At 47.7% G+C, this 17,634-nt stretch carries 14 protein-coding genes and 1 pseudogene; 1 reads left to right on the forward strand and 14 read right to left on the reverse strand.

The features are described 5' to 3' along the window. Positions 1-12 precede the first annotated feature (12 nt). The 3 genes from AC3RCI_RS16660 to AC3RCI_RS16670 form a co-directional block, all read right to left on the reverse strand. Positions 13-1,149 carry a response regulator transcription factor gene (locus AC3RCI_RS16660; RefSeq protein ID WP_492525592.1) on the reverse strand — a complete coding sequence of 379 codons (1,137 nt, stop codon included), beginning with the start codon at positions 1,147-1,149 and terminating at the stop codon, positions 13-15. Further along, positions 1,146-2,906 carry a sensor histidine kinase gene (locus tag AC3RCI_RS16665; protein ID WP_492525594.1) on the reverse strand — a complete coding sequence of 587 codons (1,761 nt, stop codon included), beginning with the start codon at positions 2,904-2,906 and terminating at the stop codon, positions 1,146-1,148. The genes AC3RCI_RS16660 and AC3RCI_RS16665 overlap by 4 nt, the downstream gene beginning before the upstream one ends. Before the next feature lie 161 nt (positions 2,907-3,067). Beyond that, complete coding sequence (locus AC3RCI_RS16670) at positions 3,068-5,011, reverse strand: glycoside hydrolase family 127 protein (RefSeq protein WP_492525596.1); 1,944 nt, start codon at positions 5,009-5,011, stop codon at positions 3,068-3,070. Between the two features lie 141 nt (positions 5,012-5,152). Here AC3RCI_RS16670 and AC3RCI_RS16675 point away from each other — a divergent pair, with 141 nt between their 5' ends. After that, positions 5,153-5,998: an AraC family transcriptional regulator gene (locus AC3RCI_RS16675; protein ID WP_492525598.1), complete on the forward strand. Its 846-nt coding sequence runs from the start codon at positions 5,153-5,155 to the stop codon at positions 5,996-5,998. A gap of 17 nt (positions 5,999-6,015) precedes the next feature. Here AC3RCI_RS16675 and AC3RCI_RS16680 read toward each other — a convergent pair whose 3' ends face one another. The 11 genes and pseudogenes from AC3RCI_RS16680 to AC3RCI_RS16730 all read right to left on the reverse strand — a co-directional run bounded on the left by AC3RCI_RS16680 (position 6,016) and on the right by AC3RCI_RS16730 (position 17,622). Then, positions 6,016-6,471 carry an EVE domain-containing protein gene (locus tag AC3RCI_RS16680; RefSeq protein WP_492525600.1) on the reverse strand — a complete coding sequence of 152 codons (456 nt, stop codon included), beginning with the start codon at positions 6,469-6,471 and terminating at the stop codon, positions 6,016-6,018. Continuing rightward, complete coding sequence (locus tag AC3RCI_RS16685) at positions 6,471-7,028, reverse strand: DinB family protein (protein ID WP_492525602.1); 558 nt, start codon at positions 7,026-7,028, stop codon at positions 6,471-6,473. The genes AC3RCI_RS16680 and AC3RCI_RS16685 overlap by 1 nt, the downstream gene beginning before the upstream one ends. A 68-nt stretch (positions 7,029-7,096) precedes the next feature. Continuing rightward, positions 7,097-8,044, reverse strand: coding sequence for a helix-turn-helix transcriptional regulator (locus AC3RCI_RS16690; RefSeq protein WP_492525604.1), 948 nt, complete (start codon positions 8,042-8,044; stop codon positions 7,097-7,099). 67 nt (positions 8,045-8,111) lie between these two features. Continuing rightward, on the reverse strand, positions 8,112-9,128 hold the full coding sequence (locus AC3RCI_RS16695) for an alpha/beta hydrolase family protein (protein ID WP_492525606.1): 1,017 nt from the start codon (positions 9,126-9,128) through the stop codon (positions 8,112-8,114). A gap of 33 nt (positions 9,129-9,161) precedes the next feature. Continuing rightward, positions 9,162-9,797: a GNAT family N-acetyltransferase gene (locus AC3RCI_RS16700; protein WP_492525608.1), complete on the reverse strand. Its 636-nt coding sequence runs from the start codon at positions 9,795-9,797 to the stop codon at positions 9,162-9,164. Further along, positions 9,794-10,594 carry a helix-turn-helix domain-containing protein gene (locus tag AC3RCI_RS16705; protein ID WP_492525610.1) on the reverse strand — a complete coding sequence of 267 codons (801 nt, stop codon included), beginning with the start codon at positions 10,592-10,594 and terminating at the stop codon, positions 9,794-9,796. Before AC3RCI_RS16705 ends, AC3RCI_RS16700 begins: the two co-directional genes overlap by 4 nt. A 192-nt stretch (positions 10,595-10,786) precedes the next feature. Continuing rightward, complete coding sequence (locus AC3RCI_RS16710) at positions 10,787-11,248, reverse strand: GNAT family N-acetyltransferase (RefSeq protein ID WP_492525612.1); 462 nt, start codon at positions 11,246-11,248, stop codon at positions 10,787-10,789. Between the two features lie 70 nt (positions 11,249-11,318). Continuing rightward, a complete protein-coding gene (locus AC3RCI_RS16715; RefSeq protein WP_492525614.1) occupies positions 11,319-11,567 on the reverse strand; it encodes a hypothetical protein in 249 nt (82 codons plus the stop codon). A gap of 303 nt (positions 11,568-11,870) precedes the next feature. Beyond that, positions 11,871-12,764, reverse strand: coding sequence for a putative RNA methyltransferase (locus tag AC3RCI_RS16720; RefSeq protein WP_492525616.1), 894 nt, complete (start codon positions 12,762-12,764; stop codon positions 11,871-11,873). A gap of 268 nt (positions 12,765-13,032) precedes the next feature. After that, a pseudogene (locus tag AC3RCI_RS16725) lies at positions 13,033-14,818 on the reverse strand (L-fucose isomerase). After that, positions 14,818-17,622 carry a family 78 glycoside hydrolase catalytic domain gene (locus AC3RCI_RS16730; protein WP_492525618.1) on the reverse strand — a complete coding sequence of 935 codons (2,805 nt, stop codon included), beginning with the start codon at positions 17,620-17,622 and terminating at the stop codon, positions 14,818-14,820. The pseudogene AC3RCI_RS16725 and the gene AC3RCI_RS16730 overlap by 1 nt, the downstream one beginning before the upstream one ends. Positions 17,623-17,634 lie beyond the last annotated feature (12 nt).

A 17,634-nucleotide genomic window follows, 5' to 3' on the forward strand; every position in this document is an offset into this window, starting at 1 on the left:
CTCTCCATTCGTCTACCCTCTTCTTGGTGTATTGCGGTACTCGCTTGGCAGCATGCCTACCTGCTCACGGAAAATCCGGCTGAAGTATTTTTCGTCCGCATAGCCCGTATGTTCCGCGATCCAGACAATCGGTTTGGCTGTTTGTGTCAGATAGTCCTTCGCCTTGTCGATCCGAATTTTGCGCAGGTATTCGTTAAACGAATAACCCATCATTTCTTTGAAACATTGATTGAAATAACTGCGGCTGAGGTTGACCCGCTTCGATACATCGCTGGCGAATAGTGGATTCTGCAACTCGTCATGTATGATTTTGACGGCGGTCATGATACTGCTGCTGACCTCCTTGCGCAGATACTGTCCACCCGATAAACGTAGTGCTTCTGCACGAAAGTTCGCCATCCACTCCACCACATCGTTCCATGATGCAAAATGAACAGGTATCGTCATTTCCGTGCTGACGATGTTTTTAAACGTCCGGTTCCAGTCTTCCGTTACACCGTACAGCAACTGCATCAATCGGGGAACAGGCAATCTCATGGTTTTCAAATCATCTAAAAGTTCAATCATATAAGACTCTTCATGAACCCAGCGAAACGAATGCAACTTGTCCTTAACGCTCACATCGCTCGCTTCAACGACTGATGACTCGAACCGTTCACGTTCACAGCGCGAGTCACCGAACGATTGAGTTTCTTTTCCTTGCTCCCCATAAAATAACGCATCCTTTCCGGATTCCATCGTGGCTTCGTCATTGAACCGTTTTCGCCTGTCGGCCTTGATACGATCATGAATGCGCCCAAGCACTTCCTCGAACCGTTCTTTCTCAAGCTGTACTTTGGCAATGTAATCGATGGCGCCCAGACGGAGTGCCTCCTGAATGTATTCAAAATCCTGATGAAGGGTCAGAACCGCAATTGGCAGATCCGGGTATAGCTTACGAGCGGTACGGATTAACTCGATCCCTGACATGACCGGCATGGCCAGATCGGTAATCAATAGATCGACGTGGTTTTCAGACAGAAATTCAAGCGCCTTCTCTCCGTTTCCCGCTTCGCCAACGATCCTCATTTCAAATCTGTCCCAAGGCATTGCGAGCATAAGGCCTTTGCGCACGAGTTGATCGTCATCGACGATGAGTACGTCAATCATGATTTTTCCTCTCCTTCACAGTGAATTGGCAGCTCAATGACGATCCAGGTTCCTTGCCCCGGTTCGCTGGATACGTTCATACTGGCTTGGCCTTCATAATAAGACTCCAGCATACGCTTGACATAATTCATGCCAATCCCCATTCCGACCCGATGACGCTCGGCCTGTTCTTGTTCCAGCAGCGCTTTGATCTTTTCTTCGGAGATTCCCCTGCCGTTGTCTCTGATCGAAATTTCAAGCCTTTCGTTGTGCCTGCTTACTTCAACTTCGATTCTTCCTTTGTCATCCAGCCCATGGTACAGCGAATTTTCAACGAGCGGCTGCAAAATAAACCTCGGCACGGGCACGTTAAGCAGCTTGTCATCAATATGAATACCAACATCGAATTGAAAATTATAGCGAATCTGCTGCAGGATCAGATACTGCTTGAGCGAATCAATCTCCTCCCGTATGGTTGAGCTCTGTCCGCCCATGCGCAAATTATAATACAGCAGCTTGTTCAGCGAAGTAACCAGCCGGTCGATCTCCTCCTGTCCATTCATGACCGCCAGCCAGTGCGCAGTATCGAGCGTATTCATCAGAAAATGCGGATTGATCTGGTAGAGCAGCTTTTCAATTTCCAGGTCTGCCCTGCGCTTCTCCTTTAACTCCACTTCGGAATATAACCTTGCAATGTGGGACTTCATTCGTCCAAATTGTGTCAGCAGCATTTCAAATTCAGGTATGCGCGAGTTCGCGTCGACCACGTTAAAGTTGCTGTTCAGCATCAGCTTCATTTCCCGGTGAAATTGGGACAACGGCCGATATACCATTTTCCACAACAACCAGCCGATGGCCAAGCTGACTGCCGCGAATAACACGGTTAACAGAACCATCTGCATGATCCAGCGGTTTTTCTCCTGATCATAATCTGCCTTGGACACGAGCGACACTACGCTCCAGCCCTGGTTGCTGTATTGCTGGTACCAATAATAGCCCGAAGCGATTCCCGACGTTGTAGAAGGTTCGGAGAGCTCGCCGGAAACCGGGAAATTTGCGTTCTCAGGGAAAGCGTGCCTTAACTCACTGTAAGAGATGCGTCCGTGATTATCCAAAATGAGGTGGGCCGTGTTTTTACTGACATCATCCAGATCAAGAATGCTCTGTGTCAGATTAAACCCGGTTTCAATGTATACATAGGCATCCTCCCGTTCGGGCAGATCCACCTTTCGCAGCGCGGAAAGAACATATTGATCGTTGAACCTGTCGTTACTGATATGAGGCCCGAAATACGTGATACCGTAATAACTCGCCATGATCGGCAATTTCTCCGGATCGAATGAGTCCTTCACCCCCATGGTTTCAAAGAGATAGGTGTCGTCTTCACGAAAATAGTACATCGATAACCCGATATTGGGATTGGTAAACGCAATCAGGTTCAGCTGATTTTTGATCTGGTCGGTCAAATAACTGCGGTCATACGGTTGATCTGCAAGCATGAGCTGCTCCAGCTGTTTACCAATGCTTCCCTCGAAGGCGAGCTGCTGAGACACATGGTTCAGGTTGCTGAGAGTGTTTTCCAAGGAAAGTGTCACCTGTTTCAGGTTACTTTGGATACCGGATTGCAATTTCGTCGTCAAAATGGAATGGATTGTTCGGTAGGATAGATAGCAGGATAAAAGGAAAGGAATGAGGGCTACTGCCGCAAAAAGGAAAAGAATTCGATTTTTGAGCGTAATTCGTTCGATACGGGATCTTCGTACATGTTCTGGTTTCATGCATTCATCTCCGCTTCCGGGTTTCGATATGGCCAGACATGGCGGAAGTCCCTCGGGTAATATACGAGGGACCTTCTGTCCTGCCAATATTGAAACCACGCGTTATGTTCAGGTGCCATTCAACCTCTTCAAACAGTGGAGCTGCTTCGATGACCCACACTTCAGCTGCGCAGCCAGACGCTCATTTCACCCGGTTCACGGTTCCCCCACAGATAATAAGGAATGGCGGTAAAACGTACCGGCATGCGAGGTTTGCGGATCGCTTGGTACAGTTGATCCTCCGGCCATGCTGACCCATCCGTAGTCAGTCCGTCGCCCTCGACAACAACGCATCCGCCAAGTAATTCCGGTGCATCGCGCTCCGTTAAGTTCGCTGCTTCGGCAATGGATAATGAAGCCAGCGGCGCTCCGTTATCCGCCTCTTCCACGCAATATACAAGTGGTCCGCGCTGAATGGCTGCTTTGCCTGCATCAGCTCGAATCTGCGGATGAGCTTCTATCAAGTGTGTTTCAAATGGCAGTAACCACTCTAATGAATCTCCTTCCGACCAAAGTCGTTGGATATGAGCATAACCATTGTTCAATGTATATGCCTGCTCTTCGCCATTCACTCGCAAAACAGGCTGGACACTCTGGAACCAGTTGGGAATTCTGAGTGCGAGTGTGAATGCAGCACCATCTGAGCTGTCTGGAGCAAGCGAGATATTGAAGTTGATTTTTCCGTTCCATGGAAGCTCGGATTGTTGACTCAGCTTGACTTTCCTGCCTTCGGCAGACGTAAATTCTACCGTACTGCCAATGTATAAATGAACATGAACCGTGTTCCCTTCCGCAGAGACATCATAAATATAATCGTTCAGCGAGCTGAGCAATCGCGCGACGTTTGGCGGGCAGCATGAACAGCCGAACCACTTCTGACGGACCGGTTTCACATGATGCTTGTCCGGATTGCGCATGCTGGCCTCTGGCCATACTTCAAGCGGGTTGACATAGAAAAAGTGTTTGCCGTCCTTGGACATGCTGCCAAGCACGTTGTTGTACAGCGCACGTTCCATCACGTCCGCATACTCACTCTTCGCCTCCAGACGAAGCATGCGGCGAGCCCAGAAGATCAGTCCGATGGATGCGCAAGTTTCCGCGTACACCGCGTCATTCGGCAGATCATAATCGAAAGTGAATGCCTCGCCCAAATGTGTCGCGCCGATGCCTCCCGTAATGTACATCTGTTTGCGAGTTGTATTGGCCCACAGCCGTTCGCACGCTGCTCGCAAGCCCTCATCCTTCGTCAAACGGGCGAGATCGGCCATGGCCGTATACATATAAACGGCACGTACGGCGTGCCCAACGGCTGCTGTCTGTTCCCGTACCGGAAGATGGGATTGGTACATTTCCAAATTCGGCGAACCGTGCGACCAGATGTTTGTTCTGCCTCCCCGTTCCCATTCCTGGATGAAATAACTTGGGCTGCTGCCCCGCTCATCAATGAAATATTGGCTTAGATTTAAATAACGTTCCTCACCGGTTGCATGATATAACTTGACAAGAGCCAGTTCAATCTCCTGGTGCCCGCAGTATGCCCGTTTCTGGTTCTCTCCCGTACCGAAGAGATTGTCGATTAAGTCAGCGAAACGGCAGGCAATGTCCAGCAGCTTACGTTTGCCCGTTGCATCAGCGTAGGCCACCGCAGCTTCGATCAGGTGTCCGGCACAGTACAGTTCGTGGGCTTCATACAGGTTTGTCCACTCTTTGCCCGGTTCCTTGATTGTAAAATAAGTATTGATATATCCGTCATCCCGCTGAGCCTGCCCGATGAGGTCGATTGCCCCATCTGCGGTGTTCTCCAATTCGGGATCAGGATGACTCCGCAGCGAATAAGCAACCGCTTCCAACCATTTATATAAATCGCTATCCTGAAACACCCATCCGCCGAATTCTCCCTGTTCCAGACCGGCAGCAATTCGGAAATTGCGAATGGCATAGCTGGGTTCCGCCCCTTCGATACGATCATTCAATGCCTCCCATTGATAGGGTATGACGGTTTGACGTACCAGTGCGGAATAATCCTCCCAAAATGAGTCCCGGATATGAACCTGTGTTGTCTGCATCAGTAGTACCTCCTATATTAATTGACTCTTTACGAACTCAATTATATGCTTGGTATAACCGACTTAATAGGAATGGAATGAACCATTTTCTATAAAATATGACACAAGCGAAAGGATGCGAATGTTCTGGGTGAAGACACCATGATTGAACTTCATATGCCCCCGCTCCCCTATTATTTGGGATCAGGCCTGACAGAGTATAAAAGCGGGGACCAGCATCCCCATCGCAGCAACATCGGGGCGTATGATTTGCTGATCCTTGTCCGCGGAGAGATGTATATCGGCGAGAACGGATCACAATGGACACTAACCGAGGGAGACATGCTGCTGCTGCTGCCTGATGGAGAACATTATCCGATCCGACCTTGCGATCAGGATACCGTTTTTTACTGGGTTCACTTTGAGCATGCACCAAGACGGGATGCATTAGTGGCAGAGGAAGTGGAGAACCATACATCACCTTACACAACCAGGCCATTTATTAACCCTTACACGCTGCGATTGCCTAAATACATGCATTTGCCTGACTCACGTACCGTGTTCGGTATGGTAGAACAGCTGCTCACCCAGCCGTCCACGCTTTCCTTTTGGCAGGAACAGCAGCTTCTCGGAGAACTGCTCAGCTTGCTTGAAGAAGAATGTTTCGGCAGAACGGATTCGGTGACTTCCCGATTGGCTGAACGGACTGTAGCTTACCTTCAAGCTAATTATCGGGAGAAAATAACGAATGAAGCCATCGCGTCCGCCCTGCACTTTCATCCGAATTATATTGTACGATGCATGAAATCGAGATACGGATGTACACCATCCGATTATCTGCAGCAGTTTCGGCTGGAGAGAGCCAAACGACTTCTGGTCACAACCGACTGGTCCATTGACCGGGTCGCGGAGGAAGTGGGCTTCCGTTATTCCCCGTATTTCTCGTCCTGCTTCAAACAGGAATTCGGCTCTTCTCCGCTGCAATTTCGCAAGCAATACTTCAAATAGCAATAATCACATTCCTATCAAATTTGAAAGTCCTCATGATCAATCATGGAGGCAGCGATTGTCATGAAATCTTCCGCCCCAATTTCAAAGTGTCCTTTGCGGAATGTAAATCCCCAATTTCGATTTCCGCGTGTAAAGTCGAGTTCGTTTAATAGAGAGGCAATCTTTACTTCCCGACACGGAACATAACGGATATCCCGGCGGAAGGGTACAAATGATTCCGTCATTTGATATTTGTAGACCGGGCTGTCCTTCACCTGGCCAATAGCGGTAAATGCCTGGAGCGGCTTCCCTGTCGACATGTCTGTGCGCGGAGAATAGTATATCAGCCAATCACCTGGGGACATCAGACGCAGTGATACTGCCTTGCCGTGACACAACTGTGCAAATCCGCCTTCTATGGCTGCATTGACATGAGAAGCAGAAACAACGCCAATCCAATATCTGCTTGTCTGATTTGTTATAACCGACATTAGATTTCCCCTTCTCTCAGCCCAATGCCTAAATCCAACTTCAAACGATCCATTTGCAAAAAGTGATGTCTGTAATGCATTTCGATCAATAAAAACCATTCCTGAGCGTCCAGTGCGCCAAGGCTTGGATGAATGATCTTATCCGTTACTGGCGATGGACGTAAAACAGCTTCCATCTCCCTCATTCCTGCGATGACTTGATGCAACCCTTCAACCAATTGCTCCATGTTCTCCGGTGACTTCGGAGTGTACTGCGGTGAAGCAGGGACTTTAATTCGAATGGCCGGAAATTGTCCTTGCTCGAATACGCTTTCCCCCAGCTCCGTTTTTCCCTTATTCGAATGTACCGATGGTTCGCTCTGAACCAAACATTGTTTTATATTAGGCAGGTGCATAAAGAGTGCTGATTGAATTAAATGCATATACATCTGACCAATGGACCATTCCTCCTCATCCGTCTTTCTATGTAATTGCTCCATATCGAACTGTTTCAATTCAGCCAAATACCTCTCTACCGCATTTTCAAAAGATTTTAATACAATAAGTGTGTTTTTCATCTTTTCAGCAACCCCTTTTCATCTTAGATATAATCAAAGTATAAAAAAACACTACTGACAGGGGTATGTCAGTAGTGTTTTAGAATATTTTTCGCAGCTTCTTGAATTCGCATGCGCAGAGACTCCGGCTCAATCACTTGAACATCCCCACCCCATCCAAGCAGATGATGCAATAGTTCTTCCGTATGCCGGACACGAAAATGAAAATTCACACCGTCCACATGATCCTCTATGGCTTCAATATAGAAGTTGACTCCCTCTATAATCTTGTCTGCTATTTCAGGGTTTGCCCTGATCAATACCCGTACATTCCGATCATCAGACGGCCGATATTTGCTTAGGTCAAAACCATCCGGTAAAAGGAAGCGATCCTCCAATACGTGAAGTTCCGTCATTCGGGACAGTCGGAAATGACGAATATCTTGTCGCATATCGCAGTGTGCGATTAAAACCCAATGCTCATGCAAAAGGGATAATCCATATGGAGAAACCTCCCGGAGATTGCTTCGATTCCCGTCTGGCCCCGGCATTTTTTTACGGTACATAAAACGAATCTTGTGCTTTTCCAAAATGGCGCTGCGTATTTGCTTAACGTACGTTTTAACCGTCTCCCCAGTTAAGGGATCACTTCCATGAAGGAGTCGCATGGTTTCCCGAACACGTGTAGATTCATTTCGAACCGATTCTGGCAAAATAGCTTCAATTTTACGTTGAGCCGATTTGGCTTCATGTGCGTATGTATGATCCAATCTCTGTTCAATAAAATCTGCCCCCATGAGCAGGGCTACGGCTTCTTCGGCTGTAAAGCTAACTGGGGGGAGAAAATATCCTTCCATTAGAGAGTAACCCTGACCAGGTGCTCCTATTATTGGCACCCCAGCTTCGCTTAGTGCTTGCATATCCCGATATATCGTTCGTACACTTGTCTCAAACCGGGAAGCCAGATCTTCTGCCCTTAGCGTTTTGCTGCGCTGTAATTCAAGGGTAATTGCAAGATGCCGCTCCGTTTTATTCATACTTCTATCCTCCGCTTATCCATCATCCAAACTGCATTCATTTTATCATAGTAAGACGTTCACGGAATTATTTCTTTGGAGTAATGGATCGCAGAAAATCCTCGATTTCATCCATATATCCCTTCACTGTAATGTTACGCGGTGCAAACAAACTGATTAATAATGCACGCGCCGGTGATTCGGCCGTACAGACGGACAGCATGGAGTGCTCTGTGTCTGGCAGGAGTTTGACTCGTAATAATTCCGATGGCGATACATGCTCCCTGTAAACCCTCTCCGTTTCCTGCACGTCGACGTTTGTATCCTGATCGCCGAGCATTAGCAGGACAGGGGACTCAAAATTCGCGATATCGTTTGTTGCATCGGCAGTGTAGTTGCGGCTCACGAATCTCCAGCGTTCACTGGACATGGCATCTTCTTGCCCAGCGAGGCTCACATATTCTTCATAGGAACTGCCTGCGATCAGCAGCTTCTTAATCCGGTTATTCTCATTAACCTGTTGCTCAATCTCATTCATTGGGCGTCCTTCCTTAGCCATTTCACTCCGTGTGTTGTACTCTCCCTGCTTCAGCCAGTTGATTGCTGGAGAGACCAGAATGCTGAAGGCTAGCCGTTCTTTGCCAGCCAGCTTGGGAATGACCCATCCTGCCTGACTTGCGCCCCATACACCCATGCGACTCGCGTCGATTTCCGGTTGCTGCCTAGCCCACGCCAGTGCCTGCCGTGCTTCCTCTACCCGATCATCCATATGCTGGTCAAGCCAGCTGCCTTCTGATCCGCCGATTCCCCTCTTGTTCAGCGACAGTGAAGCATAACCAAGCCCAGCAAGCCGCTCCCACAGCGGTTTATAGCCGTCGTTGTGTGTCGCGTCGATCGGCCCGTCGCCATGTATGAATAATACTAAACCCACTTTGCCGCTGTATTTCACGGGAAGCGTTAACACCCCCGTCAATTGACCTTGGGGCGTATCTATTTGCACCGCTCGTTGGACCATGTCAAAGCTATTTTGCCATAAAATAATTGTACCCGTCCCTCCTATCAGCAGCAGGATAATCAAGAGCATCGTTCCCCATTTTTTCTTCACGTTTTTTTCTACATCCCTTCCTCTTAAAAATGGCTATCCTTCATGGATCATGTAATTCCATTCCGGTTCGTCAAACAACCATGTCATGAAGGAGCTGCGCTGTACTTCAAGCGTGCGGAATCCCATGCGCTCATACAGTCGTTTGGCTCCGAGGTTACTGCCTGACACATGCAAGCTTGCATATCGTACTCCCGTCCTTGTAGATGCTTCGCGAAGGGTCCATTCCAGCATCGCTCGGCCTACTCCAGTTCCCCGAAACCGTTCATGGACGGTTAGATCGGCAATATACATTTCTCCACGTACCGGACGATGGCTCAAACATGCCAATCGTAGGGCAAAACCGATTGCTCTCCGCCACCCAACGTCTTGAATTCCTTTCCACAAGGGAAGCAGTTCTGTTACTGTAATACTCGAACGGAACTCACCTGACCGAGCCTTTAACTGAAGGCTCAAGCTGCCGAGGATGGCGTCTTCCTTCATGGCAACGATGCGCTCGCTTTTCCCCTGTTGTTCATCCAGCGAGAGACACATTTCAAACAACATCATCATTTGTGCGTTATTCAAATGTGCACCGAATTTGCTGCAAAACCCTTGAAATAACAGCTGGCTGACCGAAGCTTGATGTTCCTCTTTCATTCGCTCCATCTGAACGACAGGACGGATGATCATCGTTTTCCGTCACCACCCACTGCATCGCTGCCTTTATGTTCAATACGTGCAAACAATTCATAATATAAGCTTTCTTGGGTGAACAGCGAGAGATATGACTTCTCCGCCAGAATCCGTGAACCATGTAGTATGAAGCCACTGCGGTCAGCAAAGGCCTGGAATTGACTGAAGTGCTGCTCCAGGTCTTCTTCGCCATGTACTGTAAACCGGTAAGATAAGTATTCGCCTGCTGGCAAAGCGATATCGCCTTTCACGTCATGCACTTCAGTGCATAGCAATACACGGTCGTCTCCCTCATAAACGTAATGTATGTCCGCTTCAAATAACTCTGGCAGCGTATCCCCCTCCTGAACCAACATTCGAGCATCCAATTCACTCTCCATGTGCGTCTCGAACCATGTAGTCAGGACAAGCTGATCACGTTGAATAACCTGAAAGGAAGTGCCCTCCTGTCCGTAGTGCTCGTTCTCGTCCAGCACTTTACGGATAAAGCCGCTTAACGATCGAAGCCTGTCTATTTCAGCTTCCAGCTTGGAAACCGATTGTACAAGCAATTGCTGCATATCATCCGGGGTACCTTCTTCACTCCATTCCCGGATGGCTTTTACCGGCAACCCAACTTTACGGAGAAGTAAAATATGCGCCAATCGGTAAATCTCATTCATCCCATACATGCGATATTGATTTTCATCGATATACGACGGCAACAATATGCCTTTTTCCTCAAAATAACGAATTTGATGGACCGACACGCCCATCAGTTTCGCTAACTCGCTGATCGTAATTTCCTTTTTCAATTGCTTTCCCCCTCAGTTACGTGGCATATGAACTAAGCATATACCTTAGGTCAGACCTAAGGTCAAGTCGTGAAAGATACCGTGAACTAAGCCTACCTCGGAGGGCAAACGTTCTGATGTATCATAGAGCTGCTGCTCCAATATAAAAAGACCATCATCAGATGGCCCGGTTACGTCACTATTTTTTCTGAATTACTCTATTCGTTTCTCGTATCTGAATAAAATCAGCTTTTGAGTGAGCTGAACCTCTTTAGTCTTTTGGTATCCAAACTTTTCATAAAAGTAATGATTACGAAAGCTTAAATGCGGTGTATATAAGGTCCATAATTTTGTATTCGGAAAATGTGATTCCACAAATTGAATTGCTGCAGTACCTACGCCCTTACTCTGATTAGAAGGAGAAATGAACACCTTATCAATGTGCATGCGCTCATCGTTGCCTCGTACATCAATTGCACCTATAATTGTTTTTTCCTCTACAATGGTAAAGTGTTGATATTTTCTAATATTTTCAGCTAATTTTTCATAGGTTTCACATGCCGGATTAGATTCAAAGTCTTCGTACTTTTCCAAATCCTCTTGAAACGCTGCTTTTTGAAGAAGAAGCAATGTTTCAATATCTTGTAATGTTGATTTCTTAAATGTTATAGACATCTTTTACTCTCCTTTTCCATAAGAAAGCCAGTATGCTTATCCGCTTGCCTAAAAGAGCATAGAGGTTCAATTAAGTAAGAATTGTACCTAGCTGTGATCGACATACATCCAAGGCACGATAGGCGGAGCGTTCCATGTATGCCAAGATCTCGTCTAATGAAAAAACACTCAACTCCTGCTGGACATGTTCCACTGGATAGTTAAAGTCCTCCAGCGCCTGTTTTTTCAATACGAATACATTCTTCTCATCGAGTTCATCCATAACTGGTATGTATACAGCGGAATTCAGTGCCTCGTACAGTCCCTCAGAAATAAACATCTCATTCAGCTTCGCATTGCACAATTGAAAGTCATGGTGATAGCGATTCGGAGGCTGCATCTGGCGCTATGGCGCCAAGGAGCATATCACCACGCTGCTTGATGGACAGCTCCTTGCCCACAAAATCTGAAATCAACAAATGCATCAACCTAGAGCCCACCTTATCATCCCCTTGATCATTTCAGATGCTCTTATTCCAATGATAGTACCACAAATTGGGATTAACGCTCAAAAAAAACAGCCGATCCATGGATCGGCTGCCTTGATGGAGGCTTTGGTATTAGTTAATCGTAAATGCAGACCCTAGTTCTGTGATGGTTTCATACCCACTAAAATCTTAAAATCCATCGTAATTTGTCTCAAATCCATCTGTAAAATCTGTTCTCTGGCCTCTTGTGAAGCCCCCCATGATAACGGAGTCATCCCAAGCAAAGGTGGAATGAGGTGCTCACTGAGGCTAACTTGATATTGAATGTCTTCAACCGCTATTAGATCGAACCGTTCGTTAAAATAACGAATGGTAGGTGTATTGGAATAGACCTGTTTACCTGTTCCTTTGTAGAGGATATCTCTGATTTCTTTTAGATAATGCTGCTCTGGAACCACTTTAATCACCAAACCGTGATCTGTGAGCAATCTCTGGAACTCGGAATAATTGGCTGGGGATAGAATGTTTATGATGAAATTAAATTGCTGGTTAGCTAGTGGGATGTTTGCAATGTCTGCAACACACCACATGGCATTTGAATATTCCGCTGCTGCAAGACTGATTCCCTCTTTTGAAATATCAATTCCTACGGCCAATATAGCGTTACGTTTTCTCTGATTAATTATGGTTTGTATGCTGTTCAAATGAGAACCTTCTCCGCAACCTGCATCCAGTAAACGTATTGATTCTTTGCTCATGTTTTGACTCAAGATTATTTCACTTACGGCAGCATGCAAGGGATGAAATAGCCCGCTCTGGCTAATTATTCTTCTCGTTTCAAAGGTTTGTCTATCATACTTAGATTTATTGGAACGTGAGGATAGATTAATATATCCTTGCTTGGCAATATCGAAACAATGCTGATTCATGCAGATTAAGCTCTGCAAGTGAATCAAGCTCATCGATTTACTGCATAACGGGCAACGAAACATCTCTTGCGACTCCCTGATTCTCTCAATACTCATCCGCTTTTTACTTTTGTTGAACACAAAAAAGCACCCTTTCATTCGTTTTAGGTTAACGAAAAAAGGCACAGTCAAACAAACCCCGTATCTTGTTCTAAAAATTCCGGGGTATCTGAGCTGTACCTGTCATTACCTTAAACGAATGAATTGGATGATCATATTTAAGCGCTCCTTATCATGATAACTATAAAGCACTTAAATACTACCATGTTTCTCTTGTGTGGGGAACGATTACATTCTCTTATTTAATGCTTATTAGCAATTTCACATGTACAGACAATGCGTATGCAACTCATCCATAGAGCGGCCCATACACGGAACAAGCTCTGAAGTCGGCTCCCTCCAGGTCTTTTGTTCCAAAAGCAGACCAGGCGCTAGGACGGAAAATGAGATCAGCTTCAATATTGTGCATATTAACCGGAATACGAAGCATGCTCGCAAGGGTAATTAAATCTGCACCGATATGCCCGTAACTTACAGCGCAGTGATTCGATCCCCATGCTTCCATCACACCATAGACGTCATCAAAGATGGGGTCACCCGCTAGCCGCTTGGGTACGAACCACGTGGTCGGCCATGTTGGCGTAGTTCGCAGATCCAATTGACGATGAACGTCTTCCGGCAACTCCACGGTGTAACCTTCCGCAAGCTGGAGCACAGGTCCCAAACCCGCTATCAGGTTAATTCGTGCCATCGTGACGGGCATGCCACCTCGCGTTGTGAAGTCGGTTGAATACCCGCCCCCTGCAAACTGATCCATATAGGTTGGTCGCCAGCTTACAGCATCCAGGCACGCTTGAACCTCTTGATCCTCAATTTCCCAATGCGGTTTCATCACAGGCTTACCTTCACGTTTCTGTTCCCCCGTCCCGTCGAGGGCAGCGGGCCCCGAATTGATCAGGTGAATGAAACCAGCAGCGGCCAGGCAGTCAGGCTGCCAGCCAGTAACCCGTTTCACTGCCTCTGGACTCCAGAATGCACGCACATCAGCAAAAATCTGAGCGGTATGCGACAAATAGTGATTGAACAGCATCGTGACTGCGTTTAGATTGTCATTCTCCGTTGCAACCATGTAAGGCTCACGAATGCCATTCCAGTCGAAGGAACTGCACAGGATAGCTTCCAAGACATCTGCACTGGGCTGGTAATCGGTCCACTCACGCTGACCCTGAAATCCCGATGCAATGGCGTTATAACCATAAGCCTCTTCCTCGTATCCCATTTCGGCAAGTTTGGGATTGCCAATCATCAGATCACGTACGATCAGTGTCATGCCAATGGAGGTTTCCCAGTTTTTCTTTTTGATCTCTGGATCAATCTGTACCGATTCCGGATTGGGATCCGGTCCTTCCTTGCAGTGCTGTGCAGCCCAGGCTAATGCTGACTGTAATTCCTGCTTGTCGTAGATATGATTCTCCAGCCTTCGGCTAACTTCGGTCATGTCGACGTAGGCGCTGCGCATCCCCAGATAACGCTGGTAGAAATGTTCGTCAACAATACAGCCTGCGATGCCCATGGAGACAGAGCCAATGGACAGGTAGGATTTGCCTCGCAGCAGTGCAGCGGCCATACCCGCTCGTGCGAACTGAATCAGCTGATCGCGTACGTCCTCTGGAAGCTTCCGTTCATCCTGGTCCTGTATATGCTTGCCATAGATCTTGAATATGGGCAGCCCTTTCTGATTATGTGCCGCTTGGAGTGCAGCCAGGTAGACCGCACCGGGTCGTTCCGTGCCGTTAAAGCCCCATACCGCGTGCGGCAGGGTTGGTCTCCATGGTTTCAAGCGGATAACACCAGCCGCTCGCAACAGTGACAAGCACGCCAACACCTTCCTTGCGAAATTGCTCAGCGCAGCGAGCAGCTTCGGTCATTCCGGAGATGCATGGTTCATAAATGACAACTTGCACTGGCGAGCCATCCGGATTGCGAAGAACGGAGGTGATCTCGGCCGCAGCCTCACGGGCAAGTTCCAGCGTACTTTCCGCCAACGCAGCCTTTACAAGCTTGCGGCGATCCACGATTGGACGAATACCGATTTTGGGAAATCCGCCTTCATAGCGATGTGTCATGTCCAGCATCACGTTGACCCCTTTACTGTATTTTTAGTCGATGGTTCACACGAAATGGAGAAGGAGTGACGTCCCGGTTTCAATTCGTGAACACGGGGCTGCTTAGCTGCTGTTACCAGATCATGTGGCAAGACAAGCGTAGCAACGGATCCTTCAGGAATCACGATCTGAATATGCAAATATTCGTGTTTCTTTTTCCAGGCTACTTCGATGGTTCCATATGCTGTCCTGAGCGAAGCACGTACCGCATCCAGTTTGGAAGGAATGACAGGTTCAATCCTTATCCTTTCATAGCCAGGGGATTCTGGTCTGATGCCTGCAAGTCGGGTATAAAAGGAAGTACTTATTCCGCCAAACATTGCATGATCGTGGGAATGCATGCCGCCCTTCTCGCTCCATTGTTCCCAGAGTGTGGTGGCTCCGCGTTCTATTTGATAGCCGAATCCGGGATACTCCTTCTTGTTCAAAAGCTCCAGAGCAACATCGATATGTCCATGATCAGCCAAAACGTCCATCAGATATCTCGTGCCATAAATACCTGTGTGAAGATGACCGCCTTTTTCCGCAATAGCTTGCACTAGACGGTCCACGGCAAAAACGCGTTGTTCTTCTGGCACCATGCCGAGAGCGAGCGGCATCAGCTGAGCAGTCTGGGAACCACTGCCGTAGACGCCTTCCCCGGAGTACCAACGACGATGGAAGGTATGATTAATCTGCCGGGCCAGTTCGTTATAATAATCACGATCTGCATGGACACCCAGAATTGCAGCCGTTTCGGCAACAATGGAAGTGATTTTGTAATAGATACTGGTATTTACAAGTTCGACTTCATGAAAGTAGTTCTCCCAACCATCGTCGTTAGGAGGACACCAGTCTCCAAAGCCATCTTTTACTTCATGGTCAGGCCATCGCTCATGCAGGTGGTCAATGTAGTCCTTCATGAATGGATAACTTTCACGTAACGTATTCAAGTCGTTATAGTGCATATAGAGATGCCAGGGAAGGGAGACCTTGTCTCCGCTCCAATCCGGATTGGTCATGCTGTCTACGATATCTCCAAGCCATTTACGGTAATAACGATGCGTGTTGAAATGGTGCATCCCCGCTTCCTCAACCACAGCAGAATCCATAAGACATGGGGTGCGCTCATCACGCTGGCAGCAGTCCGTTGGTATGCTCACCAAATTATTAAGATAGGACCACCGAATGTTGCTGTATAGTCTATTGATGCCTTGATCAGAGCATTCAAAGGTACCTGCCTGCTCTACATCTGCATGAACCGGAACAGCCTCTATGGAGAGCTGACCTGCCTCCCCGCTGACCTCCACATAACGAAATCCATGATATGTAAAGCGCGGTTCATAGCACTCCCCTTCTTCCCCGTTAAGGATGTATACATCCGTCGCTTTGGCGTTTCGATTCGTCCATGGGTTGATGTTGCCTTGTTCATCTACCAGCTCACTGTATCTCAGCCGAACTTCACTGCCTGCTTGACCTGTTACCTGAATACGGACCCAGCCTGCCATGTTTTGACCAAAATCATAAACATTCACACCGGGTACCGGGTTATATACGGCAACAGGTTGTATCGGGTCGAACGGTATGACAGGAGGTTGATGATTCGGCTCCAACTCACCCACTGGTGGGTCAGAGATTACTGCCATTGACCAGTCTCCGTCTTCCAGAAAGTCGGACTCATCCCAACCTAGACGCATCTGCCTAGCATCATAAGTCTCACCGTCATAGATATCGTTGACAAGAATCGGGCTTGCCGCAGATGACCAGGATTCGTCGGTTATGATTGTCCGCGTGCTGCCGTCCTCCAGACTAAGATCCAACTGCATGATAAATGCCTTATCCCGGTTCCACTTCCATCCCCAGCGGGAATAGTTAAAATGGTAACCGTTGCCCAGCCATACGCCCAGTGCATTTTCTCCATCGTGAAGCAAATGGGTCACGTCGTACGTGTCATAAAGCATCCTGCGTGGGTATGGTGTGTTGGCTGGTGCCAAAACTCGGGTGTCTGCCCGAACTCCATTAATGCGAAGCTCATACCAGCCTATCGAATAGATGCGGAGCCTGGCTTGGAGTAGGGATGAGGGGATGTCAAACGTTTTCCGAAATAACGGACTGTCTACCGGAAGCGGAGCCTCACAAATGGACAGCATATGTCCCTCGACCACCAGACCATTACCTGAAGGATGTATGGCACCTGCTGTGAAATGAGTTGTTTTCGGATCATAAAACCGGTTGGAATACAACATGCGTCCATCTTTTCCAGTAAGCCTCAAGTCGCGGAAAACAGCCTTCTGTCTACCTGTTGTGCGAAAACCCACCGTACCCTGATAATCCGCTGCCATGCAGCGATACGTGTACTGTTGATTTAGAGTGAGTCCCCACTCCCCGCCTTCCTTCTTCACTTTGAGTGTGATGTGTTCAGGCTGCTTTTGAGATGCAGGAAGGGTGATTTTCTGCAAGGTGTCGCGCACACCGGATTCGATCCGAAAAATGGTTGCCCGTATCTGCCGTGCAGCTCCTTCATTCGGATCACCCTCACTCAGTTCAATACCGCAATGATGATCTTCGTCCTGATAACCGAATAGAAAGGCCGCGCCTCCTTCTTTTACGGTAATCACAACCTCTGCCTGATACGAAGTCCAATCTAGAGGAAGGGATGTTGACCGGGTGATCCACTTGGCTATCCATTGATCTGAGGTTAAGCTTTCCTTGTGTTCCCCCATCTCCTTTGAATCCTGTACTTTCTTCATCACCTTCGTTGAATTCAGTGTTTCGGTTGCCTTCGATGATGTCATATCGCTGCTCCT

The sequence above is a fragment of the Paenibacillus sp. MT124 genome (assembly GCF_058792755.1).

Bases quoted from the DNA above. Each gene is read 5' to 3' on its own strand.
- AC3RCI_RS16660 (WP_492525592.1), bottom strand. From the start codon at position 1,149: ATGATTGACGTACTCATCGTCGATGACGATCAACTCGTGCGCAAAGGC.
- AC3RCI_RS16665 (WP_492525594.1), bottom strand. From the start codon at position 2,906: ATGAAACCAGAACATGTACGAAGATCCCGTATCGAACGAATTACGCTC.
- AC3RCI_RS16670 (WP_492525596.1), bottom strand. From the start codon at position 5,011: ATGCAGACAACACAGGTTCATATCCGGGACTCATTTTGGGAGGATTAT.
- AC3RCI_RS16675 (WP_492525598.1), top strand. From the start codon at position 5,153: ATGATTGAACTTCATATGCCCCCGCTCCCCTATTATTTGGGATCAGGC.
- AC3RCI_RS16680 (WP_492525600.1), bottom strand. From the start codon at position 6,471: ATGTCGGTTATAACAAATCAGACAAGCAGATATTGGATTGGCGTTGTT.
- AC3RCI_RS16685 (WP_492525602.1), bottom strand. From the start codon at position 7,028: ATGAAAAACACACTTATTGTATTAAAATCTTTTGAAAATGCGGTAGAG.
- AC3RCI_RS16690 (WP_492525604.1), bottom strand. From the start codon at position 8,044: ATGAATAAAACGGAGCGGCATCTTGCAATTACCCTTGAATTACAGCGC.
- AC3RCI_RS16700 (WP_492525608.1), bottom strand. From the start codon at position 9,797: ATGATCATCCGTCCTGTCGTTCAGATGGAGCGAATGAAAGAGGAACAT.
- AC3RCI_RS16710 (WP_492525612.1), bottom strand. From the start codon at position 11,248: ATGTCTATAACATTTAAGAAATCAACATTACAAGATATTGAAACATTG.
- AC3RCI_RS16715 (WP_492525614.1), bottom strand. From the start codon at position 11,567: ATGTTTATTTCTGAGGGACTGTACGAGGCACTGAATTCCGCTGTATAC.
- AC3RCI_RS16730 (WP_492525618.1), bottom strand. From the start codon at position 17,622: ATGACATCATCGAAGGCAACCGAAACACTGAATTCAACGAAGGTGATG.